The organism is Undibacterium sp. TJN25 (genome assembly GCF_049339885.1).
In the GTDB taxonomy this organism is placed as follows: Bacteria; Pseudomonadota; Gammaproteobacteria; order Burkholderiales; family Burkholderiaceae_D; genus Undibacterium.
This window is the reverse complement of the sequence record NZ_JBMPPM010000002.1, coordinates 284,677-301,393: the sequence shown is the minus strand read 5'-3', so window position 1 is coordinate 301,393 and position 16,717 is coordinate 284,677. Positions and strand designations below refer to the sequence as shown.

At 57.1% G+C, this 16,717-nt stretch carries 21 protein-coding genes; 15 read left to right on the top strand and 6 right to left on the bottom strand.

All coding sequences use genetic code 11. The features are described from left to right. Positions 1-144: 144 nt before the first annotated feature. The 6 genes from lpxO (at position 145) to ACO0LO_RS04950 (ending at position 3,921) form a co-directional block, all read left to right on the top strand. Positions 145-1,044 carry a lipid A hydroxylase LpxO gene (gene lpxO / locus ACO0LO_RS04975; RefSeq protein ID WP_422963095.1) on the top strand — a complete coding sequence of 300 codons (900 nt, stop codon included), beginning with the start codon at positions 145-147 and terminating at the stop codon, positions 1,042-1,044. 266 nt (positions 1,045-1,310) lie between these two features. After that, positions 1,311-1,661 carry an SMI1/KNR4 family protein gene (locus ACO0LO_RS04970; protein ID WP_422963094.1) on the top strand — a complete coding sequence of 117 codons (351 nt, stop codon included), beginning with the start codon at positions 1,311-1,313 and terminating at the stop codon, positions 1,659-1,661. Continuing rightward, positions 1,570-1,932: an SMI1/KNR4 family protein gene (locus ACO0LO_RS04965; RefSeq protein ID WP_422963093.1), complete on the top strand. Its 363-nt coding sequence runs from the start codon at positions 1,570-1,572 to the stop codon at positions 1,930-1,932. Before ACO0LO_RS04970 ends, ACO0LO_RS04965 begins: the two co-directional genes overlap by 92 nt. Before the next feature lie 108 nt (positions 1,933-2,040). Continuing rightward, positions 2,041-2,796, top strand: coding sequence for a hypothetical protein (locus ACO0LO_RS04960; RefSeq protein WP_422963092.1), 756 nt, complete (start codon positions 2,041-2,043; stop codon positions 2,794-2,796). A 55-nt stretch (positions 2,797-2,851) separates the two neighbouring features. After that, complete coding sequence (locus tag ACO0LO_RS04955; protein ID WP_422963091.1) at positions 2,852-3,343, top strand: DinB family protein; 492 nt, start codon at positions 2,852-2,854, stop codon at positions 3,341-3,343. Between the two features lie 113 nt (positions 3,344-3,456). Next, positions 3,457-3,921: a ProQ/FINO family protein gene (locus ACO0LO_RS04950; RefSeq protein ID WP_422963090.1), complete on the top strand. Its 465-nt coding sequence runs from the start codon at positions 3,457-3,459 to the stop codon at positions 3,919-3,921. A gap of 71 nt (positions 3,922-3,992) precedes the next feature. On the opposite strand, the gene ACO0LO_RS04945 is transcribed toward ACO0LO_RS04950, so the two are convergent. Together ACO0LO_RS04945 and ACO0LO_RS04940 are read right to left on the bottom strand one after the other, a co-directional pair. After that, the gene (locus tag ACO0LO_RS04945; RefSeq protein WP_422963089.1) at positions 3,993-4,658 is read right to left on the bottom strand and encodes a CDP-alcohol phosphatidyltransferase family protein; all 666 of its coding nucleotides are present in this window, start codon (positions 4,656-4,658) and stop codon (positions 3,993-3,995) included. Between the two features lie 67 nt (positions 4,659-4,725). Further along, the gene (locus tag ACO0LO_RS04940; RefSeq protein ID WP_422963088.1) at positions 4,726-5,196 is read right to left on the bottom strand and encodes a hypothetical protein; all 471 of its coding nucleotides are present in this window, start codon (positions 5,194-5,196) and stop codon (positions 4,726-4,728) included. A 248-nt stretch (positions 5,197-5,444) separates the two neighbouring features. On the opposite strand from ACO0LO_RS04940, the gene ACO0LO_RS04935 reads away from it, so the two are divergent. Beyond that, a complete protein-coding gene (locus tag ACO0LO_RS04935; protein ID WP_422963087.1) occupies positions 5,445-8,162 on the top strand; it encodes a bifunctional diguanylate cyclase/phosphodiesterase in 2,718 nt (905 codons plus the stop codon). 230 nt (positions 8,163-8,392) lie between these two features. After that, positions 8,393-8,620, top strand: coding sequence for a hypothetical protein (locus tag ACO0LO_RS04930; RefSeq protein WP_422963086.1), 228 nt, complete (start codon positions 8,393-8,395; stop codon positions 8,618-8,620). Positions 8,621-8,665: 45 nt separating this feature from the next. On the opposite strand, the gene ACO0LO_RS04925 is transcribed toward ACO0LO_RS04930, so the two are convergent. After that, a complete protein-coding gene (locus ACO0LO_RS04925) occupies positions 8,666-9,457 on the bottom strand; it encodes an ABC transporter permease (RefSeq protein WP_422963085.1) in 792 nt (263 codons plus the stop codon). Next, on the bottom strand, positions 9,454-10,101 hold the full coding sequence (locus ACO0LO_RS04920) for an ABC transporter ATP-binding protein (protein WP_422963084.1): 648 nt from the start codon (positions 10,099-10,101) through the stop codon (positions 9,454-9,456). Before ACO0LO_RS04920 ends, ACO0LO_RS04925 begins: the two co-directional genes overlap by 4 nt. A gap of 26 nt (positions 10,102-10,127) precedes the next feature. Between ACO0LO_RS04920 and ACO0LO_RS04915 the strand changes: the two genes are divergently transcribed. Then, positions 10,128-10,454 carry a hypothetical protein gene (locus tag ACO0LO_RS04915; protein WP_422963083.1) on the top strand — a complete coding sequence of 109 codons (327 nt, stop codon included), beginning with the start codon at positions 10,128-10,130 and terminating at the stop codon, positions 10,452-10,454. Between the two features lie 90 nt (positions 10,455-10,544). Beyond that, a complete protein-coding gene (locus ACO0LO_RS04910) occupies positions 10,545-11,417 on the top strand; it encodes an undecaprenyl-diphosphate phosphatase (protein ID WP_422963082.1) in 873 nt (290 codons plus the stop codon). Positions 11,418-11,430: 13 nt separating this feature from the next. Here ACO0LO_RS04910 and ACO0LO_RS04905 read toward each other — a convergent pair whose 3' ends face one another. Then, positions 11,431-13,032, bottom strand: a complete 1,602-nt coding sequence (locus ACO0LO_RS04905; protein WP_422963081.1) for a sigma 54-interacting transcriptional regulator — start codon at positions 13,030-13,032, stop codon at positions 11,431-11,433. Positions 13,033-13,326: 294 nt separating this feature from the next. Here ACO0LO_RS04905 and ACO0LO_RS04900 point away from each other — a divergent pair, with 294 nt between their 5' ends. Together ACO0LO_RS04900 and ACO0LO_RS04895 are read left to right on the top strand one after the other, a co-directional pair. Continuing rightward, positions 13,327-13,797 carry a DUF1842 domain-containing protein gene (locus ACO0LO_RS04900; RefSeq protein ID WP_422963080.1) on the top strand — a complete coding sequence of 157 codons (471 nt, stop codon included), beginning with the start codon at positions 13,327-13,329 and terminating at the stop codon, positions 13,795-13,797. Next, positions 13,794-14,210 (top strand): DUF1842 domain-containing protein, encoded by a 417-nt coding sequence (locus tag ACO0LO_RS04895; protein ID WP_422963079.1) that lies wholly within the window; start codon positions 13,794-13,796, stop codon positions 14,208-14,210. Before ACO0LO_RS04900 ends, ACO0LO_RS04895 begins: the two co-directional genes overlap by 4 nt. Positions 14,211-14,255: 45 nt before the next feature. Here the strand turns inward: ACO0LO_RS04895 and ACO0LO_RS04890 are convergent, their stop codons facing one another. Further along, on the bottom strand, positions 14,256-14,606 hold the full coding sequence (locus tag ACO0LO_RS04890; RefSeq protein WP_422963078.1) for a hypothetical protein: 351 nt from the start codon (positions 14,604-14,606) through the stop codon (positions 14,256-14,258). Positions 14,607-14,960: 354 nt separating this feature from the next. Between ACO0LO_RS04890 and ACO0LO_RS04885 the strand changes: the two genes are divergently transcribed. From ACO0LO_RS04885 to ACO0LO_RS04875, 3 genes are read left to right on the top strand one after another with little or no spacing between them, the layout of a single operon-like run. Beyond that, on the top strand, positions 14,961-15,338 hold the full coding sequence (locus ACO0LO_RS04885) for a hypothetical protein (RefSeq protein ID WP_422963077.1): 378 nt from the start codon (positions 14,961-14,963) through the stop codon (positions 15,336-15,338). Between the two features lie 27 nt (positions 15,339-15,365). Beyond that, the gene (locus ACO0LO_RS04880) at positions 15,366-15,884 is read left to right on the top strand and encodes an RNA polymerase sigma factor (protein ID WP_422963076.1); all 519 of its coding nucleotides are present in this window, start codon (positions 15,366-15,368) and stop codon (positions 15,882-15,884) included. Next, on the top strand, positions 15,881-16,705 hold the full coding sequence (locus ACO0LO_RS04875) for an anti-sigma factor family protein (protein WP_422963075.1): 825 nt from the start codon (positions 15,881-15,883) through the stop codon (positions 16,703-16,705). The genes ACO0LO_RS04880 and ACO0LO_RS04875 overlap by 4 nt, the downstream gene beginning before the upstream one ends. The last annotated feature ends 12 nt before the right edge of the window (positions 16,706-16,717 follow it).

Sequence of the window (16,717 nt, the reverse complement as noted above, 5' to 3'; positions counted from 1 at the left end):
CATAAATGTCACAGGCGTCAAAAAGTCGTAGAATGACGCCTATTGCAGTCCACAGACTGCCTAAGTTGAGGAACATATAGTGGATCTTTTGCCAAGACGCGCCAGACAGGTTTCAAAACAGTATCATCACCGGATTCAAGCATCATGAAATGGGCCTTCATCAGCCTGTATTTCCTGGCGATTCTTCATATCCACTTCCGCGGCAAAGTACGTCTGCCATTCATGCGCCAGATGTTCGATCATTCGTCCTTCATGGCGCCGATCAACCTGTTCATGCACATCTTTTCCAAAGTGCCTTCGACGCCTTACTTCCCTGTCAATGAATTCAAGGATCTGGCTCCGTTGCAGCAAAATTGGGAAATCATTCGTGCAGAGGCAGAGAACCTGCTGACGCTGCAAAAAATCAAGGCAGCAGAAAAGAATGACGATGCCGGCTTCAACTCCTTCTTCAAGAGCGGCTGGAAGCGTTTCTACCTGAAGTGGTATGACGCCAGCCATCCCTCGGCACAGCAATTCTGCCCGCAAACCTTCGAGCTGCTGCGCGGCATCCCTTCGGTCAAAGCGGCGATGTTCGCCGAACTTCCGCCAGGCGGCAAGCTGAACCAGCACCGCGACCCATTCGCCGGCTCGCTGCGCTATCACCTCGGGCTGGCCACGCCAAATGATGACCGCTGCTTTATCGAGGTGGACGGGCAACGTTATAGCTGGCGTGACGGCCAGGGCGTCATCTTTGACGAAACCTATATTCACTGGGCCATCAACGGCAGTGACAGCGACCGCATCATCCTCTTCTGCGATATTGAACGTCCGATGCGCTTTCGGTGGGCACAAGCCGTCAACCGCTGGCTTGGCCGCACGATGATGACGGCCGCCAGCTCGCCGAATGAAACCGGCGACCAGACCGGCGGCGTCAGCAAGCTGTTCCGCGTGTCTTTTGTCATGGGCCAGTACCGGCGCCGCTTCAAGGCATGGAATAAAACAGTCTATAAACTGACAAAGGTAGCGTTGATTATCTCAGCCGCCGCGCTGATCATTTTCATTTAACTTATCTCAAATAGCCACGGGCGCGTTCCATGCGCGCCGGTGTATTCCCTCCCCTGTATTCCAATTGATGACCCCGCCCGCAGCCGGATTGTCGCCAGATGCATACTCCAGATACGCAGCAAAAGCTCAAAGCCCGACAGCGGTCCGCAAGCCGCAAAATAGATGACAAATTAATAAATATCATGCAAAATTAGTTCTTGGGATCAACATCTGATTTTTGCAAATAAACCATCTATTTCCTGTGAAGGCCGGGCACGCTGAAGCAATTGAACGACATCAAACAAATTTTCTTGGACAAAAATGCGCTAGAGCGCCTGAAATTGAATCCTGGGGCAACGGCGGATGAACTGCAAAAACTGGAGCAGCATCTCGGCGTCACACTGCCCGCAGAACTCAAGCAATGCCTGTCAGATTTTAACGGCCAGGAAGGGCCGGGTATATTTCTGGATATACCGCTGCTTAGCATAGAACGCATCAGGGAAGCATGGGATGTGTGGTACGACGTTGGTGCAGACGGAGTGATGAATGACGATTGCGCAGAGTTCATGTCCGCAACGCCTGAAGGATATGTCAAGCCAATGTATACCAATCCAAAAATGGATACCGTTCAGCGATGACTATGGCGGCAATCACCTTGGAATCGACTTCGATCCGGACGAGAACGGGACCATAGGACTGGTGATCATATTCGGCAGGGATGAAGATGAAAAATTCCTAGTTGCCTCATCGTTCGCCGAATTTCTGGCACTGGTCCTTCTTCATCTGCGCACCATTCAATGGTCATTCGACGAAGACGGGTGGAACTTCGATGCAGAAGAAAATGCCCTGCACTATCATGATTGGCTGAGAAACTTGGTCAAACACCCCGGCCAGGATGGCGAGAAATAAGCGATGCACTGCCGGTCCCGCCCTTGGCGGGACCGCGTAATTTGCTAAACTACGAGTGTAAAATGCAGCTCACTTCAACGTCATTCAGCGCAACATGCGGAGAATCATTTGTTCAAGAAGTTCATAGATGCAATTTTGGGTAAGGCTGCGCCGGCAGATGCCTCTGCCCAACCCGCACAACCGGCGGCTACCGAACCATTGCCGCAGTTTCGGGTGAGCCCGCTGGCAGGCTCCGATGACGCCAATCCCTTTGTTGTTGACGGCTACGATTGTCTGTCCTTTGTACGCGCCATGAAGGCAAATGCCTCGGACCCTGCCGTGGCGCGCAGCTTTGCTGAATTCAGGAAAGTTACCGGCAGCAGTTACGCTGGACAATTTCCGCCGGACGCGATGGAAATCGCCAGCACGCTTGAATATCCGGGCGAGCAGGTACGCGACGGCATGCTGTATAAAGCCGGCCAGATGGAACAGAAATGGGACATCTATCTTTACCGCGAGCATTTGTATTTTTGCCGCAGTTGGACCGGCGCCCTGGTGTATGTGGCCGCCTTTGCCATGACAAAAGGCAAGATCGCCGTAGATAAAATCTGGGCAGCAAGGGAAGCGCTGGCAGACGATCCGGCCTTCGCAGTGCGGGAAGTGGATTACCTGATCAAGAGCCATGTAATGCAAGCACGCGTGCCGCATCCGCTGCCACCTGAGCTGCCGCCGGATGCGGAGACAATAGGCCAGTACTCTTTTAGCCAGTACGGCAATATGTGCTGTTTCGGCACCTATGCCGACACCCTGCCCGCGAACCTCGTCAAACCCGAGAGAATCAAGGCAGCGCTGGAGCAAAGCAAGGCAAACCCTCCGCGCCAGTAAAAACAACTGTTTTCTCTTACGCTCCCCACCTGCACGAACCGGAAAACAAGCATTCATGGACATTACCCTCGCCACCCTGTCAGCGTTCCCCCAGCAGCTGGAAGCACATTTCAATGCAGTCCCTACGGAGTTGCGGCAGTGGTCGCCACCATCCTGGGAAGGGGTTCCCAGCGAGGCCCTGAACGCGCTGGAACAGGTATGCCATGTGCGCGATATAGAAATAGACGGCTACCAGTTACGCTTCCGGCGTTTACTGCAAGAGGAACATCCAGTATTGGCATCCATCGATACCTACCTGCTGGTCAGCGAGCGCAATTATGCAGGCGCCGATCCGGCGCACGCTTTTGCCGCAATCCGCGAAGCACGGAAAGAAACCGTCCGTATGCTGGCCGCGCTGGAGCCCGCGCAATGGCAACGTACCGGCAGTTTTGAAGGGTATGGGGATGTTACCGCGCGAGGTCTGGCGCATTTCCTGTGCAGCCATGATCAGCAGCATCTGGCCGGCCTGCAGTGGCTGATGGGGAAAATGGCCATCCGGCGCAGCTGAAAAAGCGCAATAACAAGGAATCACCAGCCAACAACACGGCAGACTCTAAATTCGGCGTTGAGCGCCGTCCATGATATGCTACGCACCTTAATTAACCTGCTAGCTGTTTGTCAATGAATACGAAAGAAACCGGTACTGCTCCCAGCCCCGTGCACCTTGCACGCGCGCTATTAAAACAACTGCAAAGTGACTTTGCCGCTTTCCGCGACACTTTGCCGCTGGCGATAGGCATAGACAAGCAGATCCTGGCAAAACTGCCGGAGCTGGACCGCAAGGTTCTGCGCATCGCATTGGGCCTGCACACCAAATCGCCGCGCTACATGCACGTGATGGCCAAGGCAACCAACCGCTTTGACCTGGAAGGCAATGCCGGCGAAGCAGTCACGGAAGAACACCGCAACCATGCGGTGCTGATGCTGAAAGAACGTGCAAAGAAAGAAGCCGAACTGCGCAAAGCCAGGTTTGCTGAACAAAAAGCCAAGGCCAATGCTGAACGCAAGGCCAAGGAAGAGGAAGAAGCAGAGAGCAAGCGCAGTGAAAAATTACAGCAGCTTGCCGCAAAATTCTCCCGCAAGTAAATCGCAGGCAGAGGCTGACGCGCCCAGGACTGTGCACCGCAGTCCTGCCCTTATGTCTACGACCTAGGCATCTATAATTTGGGAATGCGGAACGTCTTGCTGATCATCAGCGATCCTGACAGCAGGAACAGCAAAGCCAGAGGATGCAGTTCCGTACCCGCCACCTGCCAGCTTCCACCGGCCAGCTGCTCCCCTACCCTGTCCTTCCACGCTGCAAATGCCAGTATCGCGGTCAGCACAACACTGGTCGGGATAGGCGTACCTTCGAAGTACGCAACCTTGTCTGCTCCCACCGAGAGACTCTCGGCAGTGACGTTATAGCGCGCCAGCCTGCTGACGCCGCAACAGACAAAATAGACCAGGCACACCCAGTCCCAGCCGCCTTGCATGCCCGCCGCAAACGCCAGCGTTGCAGGCGCCACGCCGAAAGAAATAACGTCCGCCAGCGAATCCAGTTCACGTCCCATCGCAGAATGCTGGCGGCGCCAGCGCGCGATACGACCGTCCAGCACATCAAAGAAAAACGCTGCCGGCGCCATCGCCGCGGCGAGGTAAAAATAATGCTTCGCTTCATTTCCCGGGTGTGCGATATAAAGCATCGCCAGAAATACCGCAGCCATGCCGCACGCCGCATTTCCAAGCGTAAAAAAATCCGCGAGGTGAAACCCGCGGATCATCGAAAAATGCTTTGCTACTCGACGGCGCTCCGTATCGCCTACCGTATCGCCATTAGCCATACCGGCTCCCTTTTATCAAAGTCACATGGTAACGCTGTTGCCACGACAAATCCATCCTGCTTATGCGCTACTGTTGCGGAGGGGAATTCACTGGCGCAGGTGCGGGAATGATTTCCTTATATTCGCGCAGCACGCCGCCGGCGGCTACGCTGCCGGATACATCTCCATTACGTACGCGCTTGACGCAATCGTCCTTGTCCTGCTGGCTTGCCTGCTCCTGGCAACGCTGCAAGGCATTGCGCTGATAGTCGCTACGGTCCACTTCATACAAGCGGCCGCTGCGTGCATCCTGCAGTGCGGCACCCGCCTCTTTCAGGCAGGTAGCCCGGTCCTGGTTGGATTGTCCGCTCAAGCATATCGCTCGTTCACGTTGATAATTGGCCTGCGCATCCGCCAACTTGCCGGATGCGGGCGCCGCCGCGGCCGCGCCTGCTGCCAGCAGCAAGACTGCCAATAGAATTCCGCCCCACAGCAAAGTCAGATGAAACGGATGGTTTTGTGCCGCCTGTGGTCCTCGTTGCCTGTCCAGATGTCGCATGATATCTCCTTTGCCTTTTTGTACAGAATGGCAAAAGTGTACGCGGCCTACGTGAAAAGCTTTGTTCGGTATGCCACACATAAGATCGGAAGCAGCCTTTCATGCCATTTTTTCCAAGACTTACATGACAGTTTGGTGACAAATCAAGGCTTCTGCCAGCAAGCACCCGAAAACATGATAGCCTACGCATATATTTCCCAAATGTAATTTCTCTCGACTGAACTGACTGCACTGCAATGAGAAAAAACATGACCATCCCCCTGCTGGGGCCGGTGAATGACTTTGTATTTCTAAAAAACAATCTGGCCTTCATCCTCGTGTGGCCGGTGCTATGCGCGATCCTCGCGGGCCTGCTATGGGGTCTCACCCTGTCTACTGTCAGCGAAGATAAAAGATTGCTTAAAGACAGCGCGCTGAAAAATTCGGCATCCCTGTCACGCGCTTATGCGCAATACCTGACCCGCACGATAGAGCAGATAGACCAGATCAGCATGCAGGTTAAATACGACTGGGAAGCCGCGCACGGCAACCTCCGGCTGGAAGACCTGCGCAAAAGAGGCTTGTTTACTGCAGCCCAGTTTGCCGTAGTCGCCATCCTGGACAATAGCGGCAGTCCAATGACCTACACTGCATTACCAAGCCGTTGGCAAGACCGCATACTTGCCAACCAGCTCTCTTTTCACAAAAACAATAATTCCAGCGCACTGGGCATCGCCATTTCCGGCATGGAGGATCAGGCCGGCAAGCGGCTGGTGTATTTCACCCGCAGGCTAGAAAAGGAAGACGAGTCCTTTGACGGCATCGTCGTGATTTCAGTAGACGCCTCTTATTTTTCGTCCTTCTACGATGAACAAAGCCTGGGCAAGAGCGGCCTGCTGGCCGTCGTCGGTGACAACAATATGGTCGGCACTTCCCGCGTCGGCGACCAGGTCTACAACGCAAGCAAGCAGGCGTTCACCGGCGAACTTGTGCTGGAGGCAGACAATGGCACGATACGCGTGTCCGGTCCCAGCCACTTTGCCGACGGCCAATCGCGGTTTGTCAGCTGGCAAAGCCTGCGTGCTTATCCGTTGACCGCCGTGGCCGGTCTGTCGGAAGAGGAATTGCTGAGCAACCACAGCAACGACTGGAGCAGCACCAAGCGCTATACCATCGCAGGCAGTATCTTCCTGCTGGTGTTTGCCCTGGCCGCCAGCATCATGGCCTCGCGCCTGGCGTGGCGCAAGCATCAGGCCAAGGAGGTCCGGGATACTTACCGCCTGGCCACGGAAGGCACCGACGACGGCTTTTACATGATGCATGCGCTGCGCGACATGCAAGGGAAAATCATTGATTTCCGTTTCATCGACTGCAATGCCCGCGGCGCGCAATTCTTCGGCCTCAACCGCGAAGAACTGATCGGCGTCAAGCTGTCTTCAATGCAGGGAGAGGGCTATTTCAAAGTATTGCTGGGTATCTATTCGCAAGCCATGGAAACCGGCTTCCACGAAGACGAATATGAACTGTCGGAAGAAAGCGGCCTGAACATGGCCTGGGCCCGCAGGCGTCTGGTGCGCTCCGGCTCGGGCCTGGCGGTGACGATACAGGATATCAGCGCAAAAAAAGAAAGCGAGCGCGAGCTTGAAATGCTGGCTAACCGTGATGGTCTCACCGGCCTGCACAACCGCCACTGGCTGCTCAACTTTCTGCCCGGGGCTATCGCCAGCGCGGCAACGGAAAACCATCAGCTGGCGCTGTTGTTCATCGACCTGGACGGCTTTAAAAACGTCAATGACACGCAAGGGCATGCCGCCGGCGACAACATGCTCAAATCAGTCGCCTCCCGTCTGCAATCGGTGCTGCGTCCAAGCGACAACGTCATACGGCTGGGTGGAGATGAGTTCGTCGTCATATTGCAGCCGGTAGAGCGTGACAGCAAGCCGGCGCGCGTTGCGGAAAGAATCGCCGAAGCCTTCAAGCAGCCATTCTGGTGGGCAGGGGAAAAGCATCAGGTAGGCGCGTCAATAGGCATCAGCATGTTCCCGCGTGATGGCCGGGACAGCGAAACCCTGCTGAAGAATGCCGACATTGCCATGTATTCGGTCAAAGCCGCCGGCAAGGGTTACTATGATTTTTTCCGGCCCGAACTGTATGCCAAGCTCAGGGCCCGCTTTGAAATGGAGCAGGCGTTGATGCAAGCGCTGGAGCAGAACCAGTTTGTGCTGTACTACCAGCCACGCACCAATACGCTGACCGGCGAAATGACCAGCATGGAAGCGCTGGTGCGCTGGATACATCCTGAACGGGGGCTGATATCGCCAGCCGAATTCATCCCCATTGCCGAAAGCACAGGCCTGATCCTGCGCCTGGGCGAAACCGTAATGGAACAGGCCTGCGCCCAGATTGCCGCCTGGAAGCAGCTGAACCTGCCGCAGATCCCGGTATCCATCAATGTGTCGGCCAGGCAGTTCCATGCCGGCGATCTGCACCAGAAGCTGATCGACTGTCTACGCAAATACAATGTACGCCCAGATCTGCTGGAGGTAGAGATCACCGAATCCTCGATGATGGGGGAAGACAACGCCATCATCGCCGAACTGGCATCGATCCGCGCACTTGGCATCAAGCTGCTGGTGGACGATTTCGGCACCGGCTATTCATCGCTGTCGCAATTACAACGGCTGGACATGGACATCCTGAAAATAGACCGGGTGTTTACCAATGAACTCGACAAATCGAGCGAAGGCAAAATTTTCTTCAGGGCAATCGTGTCGATGGCGCATGCGCTGGACATGACCGTCGTTGCCGAAGGCGTAGAAACCAGGGAACAGCTTGAATTGCTCAGAGCCCTCCACTGTGACGAGATCCAGGGCTACTTCATTTCACGCCCTGTGCCCGCCGAGCAGATTCCCGCATTAATGAAAAAAGGCTTTCTGCTGCCGGATGAATATCCGAGGCTGGAGACAAACCTGCTGAGTACGGTGTAAACGCAAGTTTTCTTACAATTTATATTAAAAAAAGCCGACGCTTCACTTCGCCTTCAACAATAATGTAAGAGAAACAGGCAGGCTATCCCCTTCAAGGGATTGATGAATTATATGCATTCGCTTTTCAACGCGATGCCCGCTAAGATGCGTACAGTTCCAGTTTCCAAACCCCGCCTGAACGCATCGCCCCCTCAGAAAATCCTCTTTTCACGCTATTTCGGGAGACATCCATGTTTGTCACGCAACGAAAGCCTATGCAAGCGGTTACCGGCGCAGAATCACCCGGCTCTGTGCAGCGCCATGACCTTGCCATGGAGCAGACGGTAGAAAGAGGCATTTCCCTGCAATATTCGGTCGGCACACTATGCGCACTGGAATTTTTGCAAGCTGAAGGCGTCAATCAGGCAGTAGCCCAGCGCGTGCTGGCAGAACCCACCCGGCGGCGAAGCCGGCACTAGCGGCCAGTACCGCTCCAGCGCACCCTCCAACAGAATCAGGCTCTGTCACGCCATGCGGTCCAACCGCAAGCGGTCACGCTCGTCCGTCACCGCATTGGCCGCCAGATAGACGGCGCCCGCGGCTGCAAGGCCGCCGGCGCCGGTCAGCAAGAACATCAGCAGTATCTGGTATTTCACGGCTTCCACCGGGTCCATGCCGGCCAGTATCTGGCCCGTCATGATGCCCGGCAGGGTGATGATGCCGGCAGCAGACATCTGGTTGATGATGGGGATCAGGCCTTTGCGGATGGAATCGCGCATCAGCGGCGCCATCGCCTGGCGACAGGTGGCGCCCAGCGCCAGTCTGGCTTCTATTTCCGCCCGCCCCCTGACCACGCCGCCGAAGAAGGTATCCAGGCCAAGGCTGGCCGAATTCAGCACGCTGCCAAGCACGATGCCCATCAGCGGTATCGCATAGTGCGGATCGTACCAGGGTGACGGCCGTATTGCGGTCAGCAAGGCCAGCAGCACCGTCGCCATGCTGGAAATGCCCACCACCGCAGCACCTATCCTGAAATTGGCCCAGCCGTACAGCTTGTGCACCGGCCGCCCCGCCACCTCGCGCGCGGCTGCGGCAATCATCAACGCCACGATCGCCAGTGTCAGTGCAGGCGAACTCTGCGCAAAGACGATGCGTAACACATAGCCCACCAGCAGCAATTGCACTACCATCCGCACGGCAGCCAGCAATACCTGTTTATGCAGGCGCAACCCCAGGTAAATCGAGATCACCACGTCCAGCAGTACCAGAGATGCCGAAATGCCCAGGTCAAGCGCGTCAAGATGGATAGGCTTCATAGCGGATGCAACTGCCCGGCGCGAACTTCAACGCGCCTGTTGCCGATCCGCCGCGCCTGCTCTTCCGAATGGGTAACCCAGACAATCGCCAGCCCGTCCTTCATGCAGTCGAGCAGCAAGGACTCCACCGCCTGGATGGCCGCCTGGTCCAGCGCTGCGGTAGGCTCGTCCAGCAACAGCACGCTCGGCTTGCACAGTAGCGAGCGCACTAGCGCCAGTCGCTGTCTTTGCCCTGTCGAAAGCCGGCTTACATCTGAGGCCAGCAATGCCTCGTCCAGTCCAAGCTGCCCCAGCAGAACCGGCAACAACTGCCTGTCTGCATCGGCAAAGTGCGCTGCAGCCGTAGCCGCCCACCAGGCCGGCTCCGCCGCCTGGTAAACAACCTTGCGGCGCCATTCAGGCGCCGGCATCGCGGCCCGCGCAGCACCGCCCAGATACACGTCGCCCGCATGAGGATCGAGGTCTGCCACCATGCGCAGCATGACACTCTTGCCCGAACCCGATGCCCCAAGCACAGCCACGCATTCGCCCGCGACCAGTTCCAGCGAAAAAGGTCCCCCGTGACTGGACTGCAGCGCACAGATATTCAGTAAAGTACCGGGGTGCGTAGCAGGTCCGGCGGAAGTTTGCGGCGATATCGGCATCGGCCTTTTCCCAGAATCAGGTCAACATGCCTGTCATTGTAGCGGGGAAACAGCGCCATTCCCTATATAGCAACAGGGTTTATCCCTGCCTTATCCGTCCGCTATGGAGTTCGTTAAAAAAACAGCAAGTCCGCCATAAAAATAAGGCAAAAAAAAGGCCTGCAGCGATAAATCTGCAGGCCGAATCCAATTCCTTAGGGAGTAATTGGGAGAGTGGCGCCATCATGCATGAGCAGTATGACGGCGTGATGACACGCATCAAAAAGATGCAGCGTTGCACCACAACCTATATCTACCTCGCACGCACCTGGCACAACGTCCGCACCAAATACGTACAACATCATCGTTCTTGAATAATTATAACGATTTGATACACCTGCAGATGCTAGCAATGCTATATTCCTGCCGGGATTATTTTTTACGCACTCAAAACGGGAGACCACGTGTCCACTTCTTGCCCCGGCGGCCTGGATATAGGCTTTGCTTCACTGGATTACCTTCAAATCGCTATTTTGGGTGTCGTGCAAGGCATTACCGAGCTGCTGCCCATCTCGTCCACCGCACACATGCGCATCCTGCCTGCGCTGCTGGGCTGGAACGATCCCGGTTCCGCATTTTCAGCCGCAATGCAGCTCGCCGCGCTGGCAGCCGTGGTCAGCTATTTCTGGCGCGACGTCAGCGGCGTTGTGGCAGGCAGCGTCGTTGCGGTACGCACCCGCGACTTCGACAGCCAGCCGTTTCGCCTGGCGGTCGCCATTGTACTGGCAACCATTCCCATCGGCATTGCGGGGCTGGCACTGTCTTCGGTGCTCAACGCCTGCAATTCGCCGCTGCGCAGCCTGACGGTGATCGGCGTATCGTCGCTGGTGATGGCGGTGTTGCTGGCGGCTGCGGAGTTCAGCTGCCGCCACCTGCGCAGCATGCCCGAAATGCGCTTGCGCGATGCGCTGATCGTGGGTCTCGCGCAGATCGGCGCGCTCATACCGGGCGTTTCGCGCTCCGGCTCCACGCTGACTGCGGCACTGTTCCTGAACCTGAAGCGTGATGAAGCCGCGCGTTTTTCCTTCTTGCTGGGTTTGCCTGCCATCGCGTTGGCAGGCCTGAAAGAACTGTGGGTGCTATACCACGCGCACATCCCGCCTGAGGCATGGAAATTACTGGGATTCGGCCTAGTCATTGCCAGTATTTCCGCGTTTTGCGCGATCTGGGGATTGATGCGCTTTCTGGAAAAATTTTCCACCTGGCCGTTCGTTATCTATCGCGCGGCGATGGGCATTTTCCTAATCGTCGCCGTGCAGGCAGGTTTGCTGCATTAAACAGCAACAGCGCTTAGTTCGCTATCAGCCTGAGTACCCTCAGTTGGCGGCGTAACGCCTCGCTAGGGGTCTTCAAGCTGGAAGCGCAGCGGTCAAGGTCGCCCCCATGCTGCTCCAGCGCCTGCCGTATTTCTTCCTGGGGAATCGCTTCTGCCCAGCGTATCTGCGGATGGCTTTCCAGCAGCTTGTACATCGTCGGGCGAGAGATGCCCAGCTGCTGCGCGGCATTGCTGATACGCCAGCCATTGCTCTCCATCGCCAGCACGATGTCTTCATGCGTGAGTTCAGACAGCCTGGGTTTGCGTGCCTCCTCTTCCGGTATCGCCATCACATCCGCAGGCGCCATAGCCGGCAGGGCCACTGGGGGAACGGGGCTTTCCACGGCAGAAGGAAAATGCACAGCTGCCTGCGGGCGCTGGACCGACCGGGCTGCAGAACTGAGCTTCATGCTGCGCACGAAATCGGCCAGCACCGGCACCTCGCCGGCACTCGCTGCCATGACGGCACGACGCAGCACCTGTGCCAGCTGGCGTACATTGCCGGGCCAGTCGTCGTTGCACATCTCGCTGACAAAAGGCACCGGCAATTCCACGCTGATGCCTGACTGCGCCGTCCATTGCTGCAAAAAATGCGCAATCAGCACACCCATGTCTTCACGCCTTTCGCGCAGGGCCGGCACGTGGATGACAAAAGCCTCCAGCCGGCGCAGCAGGGCCTGGTTAAAAGCTCGCGCATCCAGATCCTGGTCGGTGGCTGCGATCAGCCGCGCGCTGGAACGCTGGTCGGCACGGGCGCCCAGCGGCCTGTAGTCACCGGTTTCCAGTACCCGCAACAGCATGGGCTGCACCGTCACCGGCGTATCGCCAATTTCATCCAGGAACAGCGTACCGCCGTCCGCCTCGGCAAATAATCCGGCCCGGCTATTTTGTGCGCCGGTATAAGCGCCCTTTACAGCGCCGAACAGGTCGGCTGCCGCCAGCGATTCATTCAGCGCCGCCATGTTCACCGCCACCATCGGGCCACGGCTGCATTTGCTGGCAGCATGAATGGCGCGCGCCGCTACCTCTTTGCCGGTGCCGGTTTCACCCAGCAGCAGCACCGTCAGGTCCGTTTGTGCTACTTGCCGTATCTGGTCACGCATCGTGATCGCCGCGCTGCTCACGCCCAGCAAGCCGTCTATCCCGTTGGCTTTAGGCGCACCGCGCATCCAGTGTATGCACACCAGCACCACACCGCCAAGGCCAAGCACGACGCCGCGGTCCACCTGCTCGGAAGACAGCGCCAGTGAGGAAACCAGTGGACTGCCGTTAACCTCCACTTCCATCAAGCTGTCTGCAGCGATGATTTCCACCGTATTGAGCGCAGTGCGACGTATCGTCAGCGGCGCGCGGGCAATACAGCGGTGCCCCAGCGCGAAGCCGCCCTTCCCCGGCTGGTGAAAAAAGGGAAAGGTGCGACTCAGCTCCACCACGCCCTCTGCCGCAGGCCCCATGAACTGTTCGCCTATCCTGTGCATCTCCGGATGCCACAGGATGGTCAGGCCAAGCAGGGGACCGCTGTTGCGCTGCAAAGCAGGCTGGCGCGAGGTCAGGGTGTATTCGGTGTTGTCGCTCACAAACAGCTCACTTCCGCAGTATCAAAAAATAAATCGGCAACGGAATTATCGTCTACTGATGCGGGCACTTCAAGCAATGCTTGAAAGATAACAGCGACAAAACCGATTTACACCCTGCATAGAGCTGCTTGACATGTAAAAAAGCGTCTTTTTACACCTTGCGATGTACAAAAACGCCTCTACCGTCACCGTTTTTACACCCCGGCAGGCATTTACGCATGGCACAGAATTTGACTATATACAGCCAGAGCCGGCACACAAGCACGGCCAGCATAAAAACGCTGAGGACATATCATGACCGGTTTATTTTTTGTTTCCTACCTGCTAGGGAATACGGATTCCGCCACCAGGCTGCAGCTCGACCTGACAGTGGACACCACGACGCAAAGCATACGCGGCCACTGTCGGCGGCAGCTGCCGGGCCGCCAGGACACGCTGCCGGTATCCGGCAGCTACGACACTGTCTGCGCTCCAGGTTCGGGCGAGCCCCTTATCGTCGCCAGGCTGGAAGCGGATTTGCCTGTGCCTGCCGCGCTGCAAACCGGATTCAGCCTGCATATGCTGCTGTCACCAGGATGGAAAACCGGCAATGCCAGTTTTCGACTTGGCGCGGACTGCGTGCAGGACGCACCTGTCGCGCTGGAGCCGACCCGGCAACTGAAGCAGGCCGCTCTGGGCCAGCTCAACGACTATCTGCGCTGCACTTACGGGCGTGCTTTTGGCGCTTACCTGCCAGCCAGTTTTGAACTGAGTTTTGTAGAATGAGCGCGGCCTGCCTGGCGGGCCATGCCGGCCTGCCGTCGCTAGAAAATTTTCATACTTCCTACTTGCTGGAAAGCCGCAGCGAATTCGGCTCCAGCCTGCAACTGGACCTGTGCGTAGACACTGCCCATAAAAAAATCGTCGGTAAATGCTGCGTCAAGCGGGGATTCGTCCACTTCGACCTGACGCTGAAAGGCGGCTATGTGCATCTTCCAGAGGGCGACGGAGGTGAAGCCGCGCCGCTGTGGATAGAGATCATCGGCAACCCCAAGACTATCCCGCTAAGGGATTCCGCCTTTATCCTGAGGATGAAATTGTCATCAGACTGGAAAACCGGCAAAGCCGACTACAGCCTGTTTTCGCGTCAGGTCGATGATGCACTGGTCATGCAGGACAAGATGCAGGTGCTCGCGTAAGCGGATAAGACGACAGGCCTCGTCGGCAGTTTCTTGCCTGAGGATTCAGGCAACGATGTCCACGCTTTCCAGGATGCCCTGGTTATAGGAGTTGCCGACCTGAATATAGGACAGTTGCGGATTGTAGCGCAGCAGGCTGCCAAGATCCGTCACGCGGGAATAAGGTAGACTTTCCAGCACACCCGTGCCGTTATAGACGCCCGCCCCCACTGCCTTGGCCGACAGCGCAGCCACGATCTCCTTGTCCACCGCCTGCTGCAAAACGGAGCCGCCAGCGCTGGTGGAATTTCCTTGCAACAGGCCATCCACGGTATAAAACGCAGATGCGGCGACACCATCCTGGGTGGATGACAAAGCCGTAATTGCACTCGCCCCCTGATCCAGCGAAGAAACCATGCCAGCTCCTGCAGCAGCGGCGGATGCACTAACAGTTGCGCCCGCAGCCCCGCCGGGAGTATAAGAAACAACTCCCTGTTTCACCGCATAACTGCTGTCAACAGCTGAAAAAGACATGATTTAAAGTTCAAGATGTCGATATTGAAGATGGCCATAGCTAATCCCCGGTCACCGCCTATATTCACTATAGGCGGCACCGAGCCTATTTTCCAGATACCAAAAATGTAACGAAAGGTAAGCGCAACAAGGTATAAGCCACAGGATTAAAACTATTTTAAAAAAGTGGAATAAACCGCAGGCTCCCCTTGTATACCTTGTTGCACGTCCCTTTAATCTGATATGACTGGAATTATCATGAAGAAACTTTCCCTGCTTGGCGCACTGCTCGTCTCCTGCCTGTCCATCGGCACCGCCCTTGCGCAAGAAGCGCCTATGAAAAAAAGCGATGGCATGCTTGTTTCAGAATCCGGCATGACCTTGTATACCTTCGATAAAGATGCTGCAGGCAGCGGCAAAAGCGTGTGCAACGGTGGCTGCGCCACCCTGTGGCCGCCAGCGATGGCCTCCGCTTCCGCAAAGGACAATGGCGACTACAGCGTGGTCACTCGCGATGACGGCAGCAAACAGTGGGCATTCAAAGGCAAGCCGCTGTATACCTATGCGCAAGACAAAAAGGCTGGAGACCACACTGGCGACAATTTCAAGGACGTCTGGCACGCGGTAAAGAACTGAATCGCGCCAACTTATTGAATGAAGCACATGGCTGAAGAAGGAAACCAGCTAGTCGCCTGCATCCCGCGCCTGCGCCGCTATGCGCGGGCGCTGATCAGCGATCACGCCCTTGCCGACGACCTGGTGCAGGACACGCTCGAACGCGCCTGGGACAAGCTGGCACTGTGGCGCAGCGGCAGCGACATGCGCGCCTGGCTGTTTGGCATCATGCATAACCTGCACATCAACCAGGTGCGCAAGCCGTCACTGGCGACCGTTGCAATGGAAGATGAAAGTTTGGCCGTACCGGTGCGGGCCAGCCAGAGCGACCAGCTGGAAGTACGCGACCTGCACGGCGCCTTGCAACTGCTGCCGAGCGAGCAGCGCGCCGTGCTGCTGCTCGTCGCGCTGGAACAGATGTCCTACGAAGAAATAGCTGCCACCCTGGATATTCCCATCGGCACGGTGATGTCGCGCCTGGCCAGGGGCAGGGAAAAATTGAGGGTGCTGATGGAAGGCCGGGCAGCAATCCCGGCGTCCGTAGTACCGCTGAAAGTCGTCAAATGAAACCAGCTCCGATTACTGAAGCCGAATTGCACGCCTACGTGGACGGCGCGCTGCCTGCGGCCCGACAGCTGCAGGTAGAAGCCTGGCTGCAGGCCGCACCGGAAGACGCCGAGCGTGTACGCATCTACCGCGAGCAGAACGCCAGCCTGCGTGCCTTGTTTGACCCGGTGCTGGAAGAAGCCGTGCCTTCGGCGCTGCATGCCGCCGCCGGCGTTCCGCACGCGTCCCGGCACCGGCCTCCAGCACGCTGGTCCTTACAGCGTATTGCGGCGGGCATCGTGCTGGCGCTGGCCAGCGGCGCTGCCGGGTGGGTGCTGCATGGCTGGCAGTCTGCCGCGCAATATGCCCAATCCGGCCAAGGGGGCGATACGCTGCAAAGCCGGCAGATCGCGTCACTTCCGCAACAGGCCGCCATCGCCCACGTCGTATTCAGCCCGGAAGTAAAACATCCCGTGGAGGTCGGCGCAGACCAGGAAGCACATCTGGTCGCCTGGCTATCCAAACGCCTGGGTACCCCGCTGCATCCTCCCAAACTGGGGCCGCTGGGTTACGATCTGGTGGGAGGCAGGCTGCTTCCCGGCAGCAGCGGGCCGGTCGCACAATTTATGTACACCGACACCGGAGGCCAGCGGCTGACGTTATACGTCGCATCCGAGAATAGCGAAAACCGCGATACCGGCTTCCGCTTTGCGCAGGAAGGCCAGGTCAACGTGTTTTACTGGATAGATGGAAAATTCGGCTATGCGCTCTCAGGCGGCATCAGCAAAAACGACCTGTCTCGCATCGCCAGCAGCGTCTACGACCAGCTGCAAACGAAATAGGCATCGGTGTGA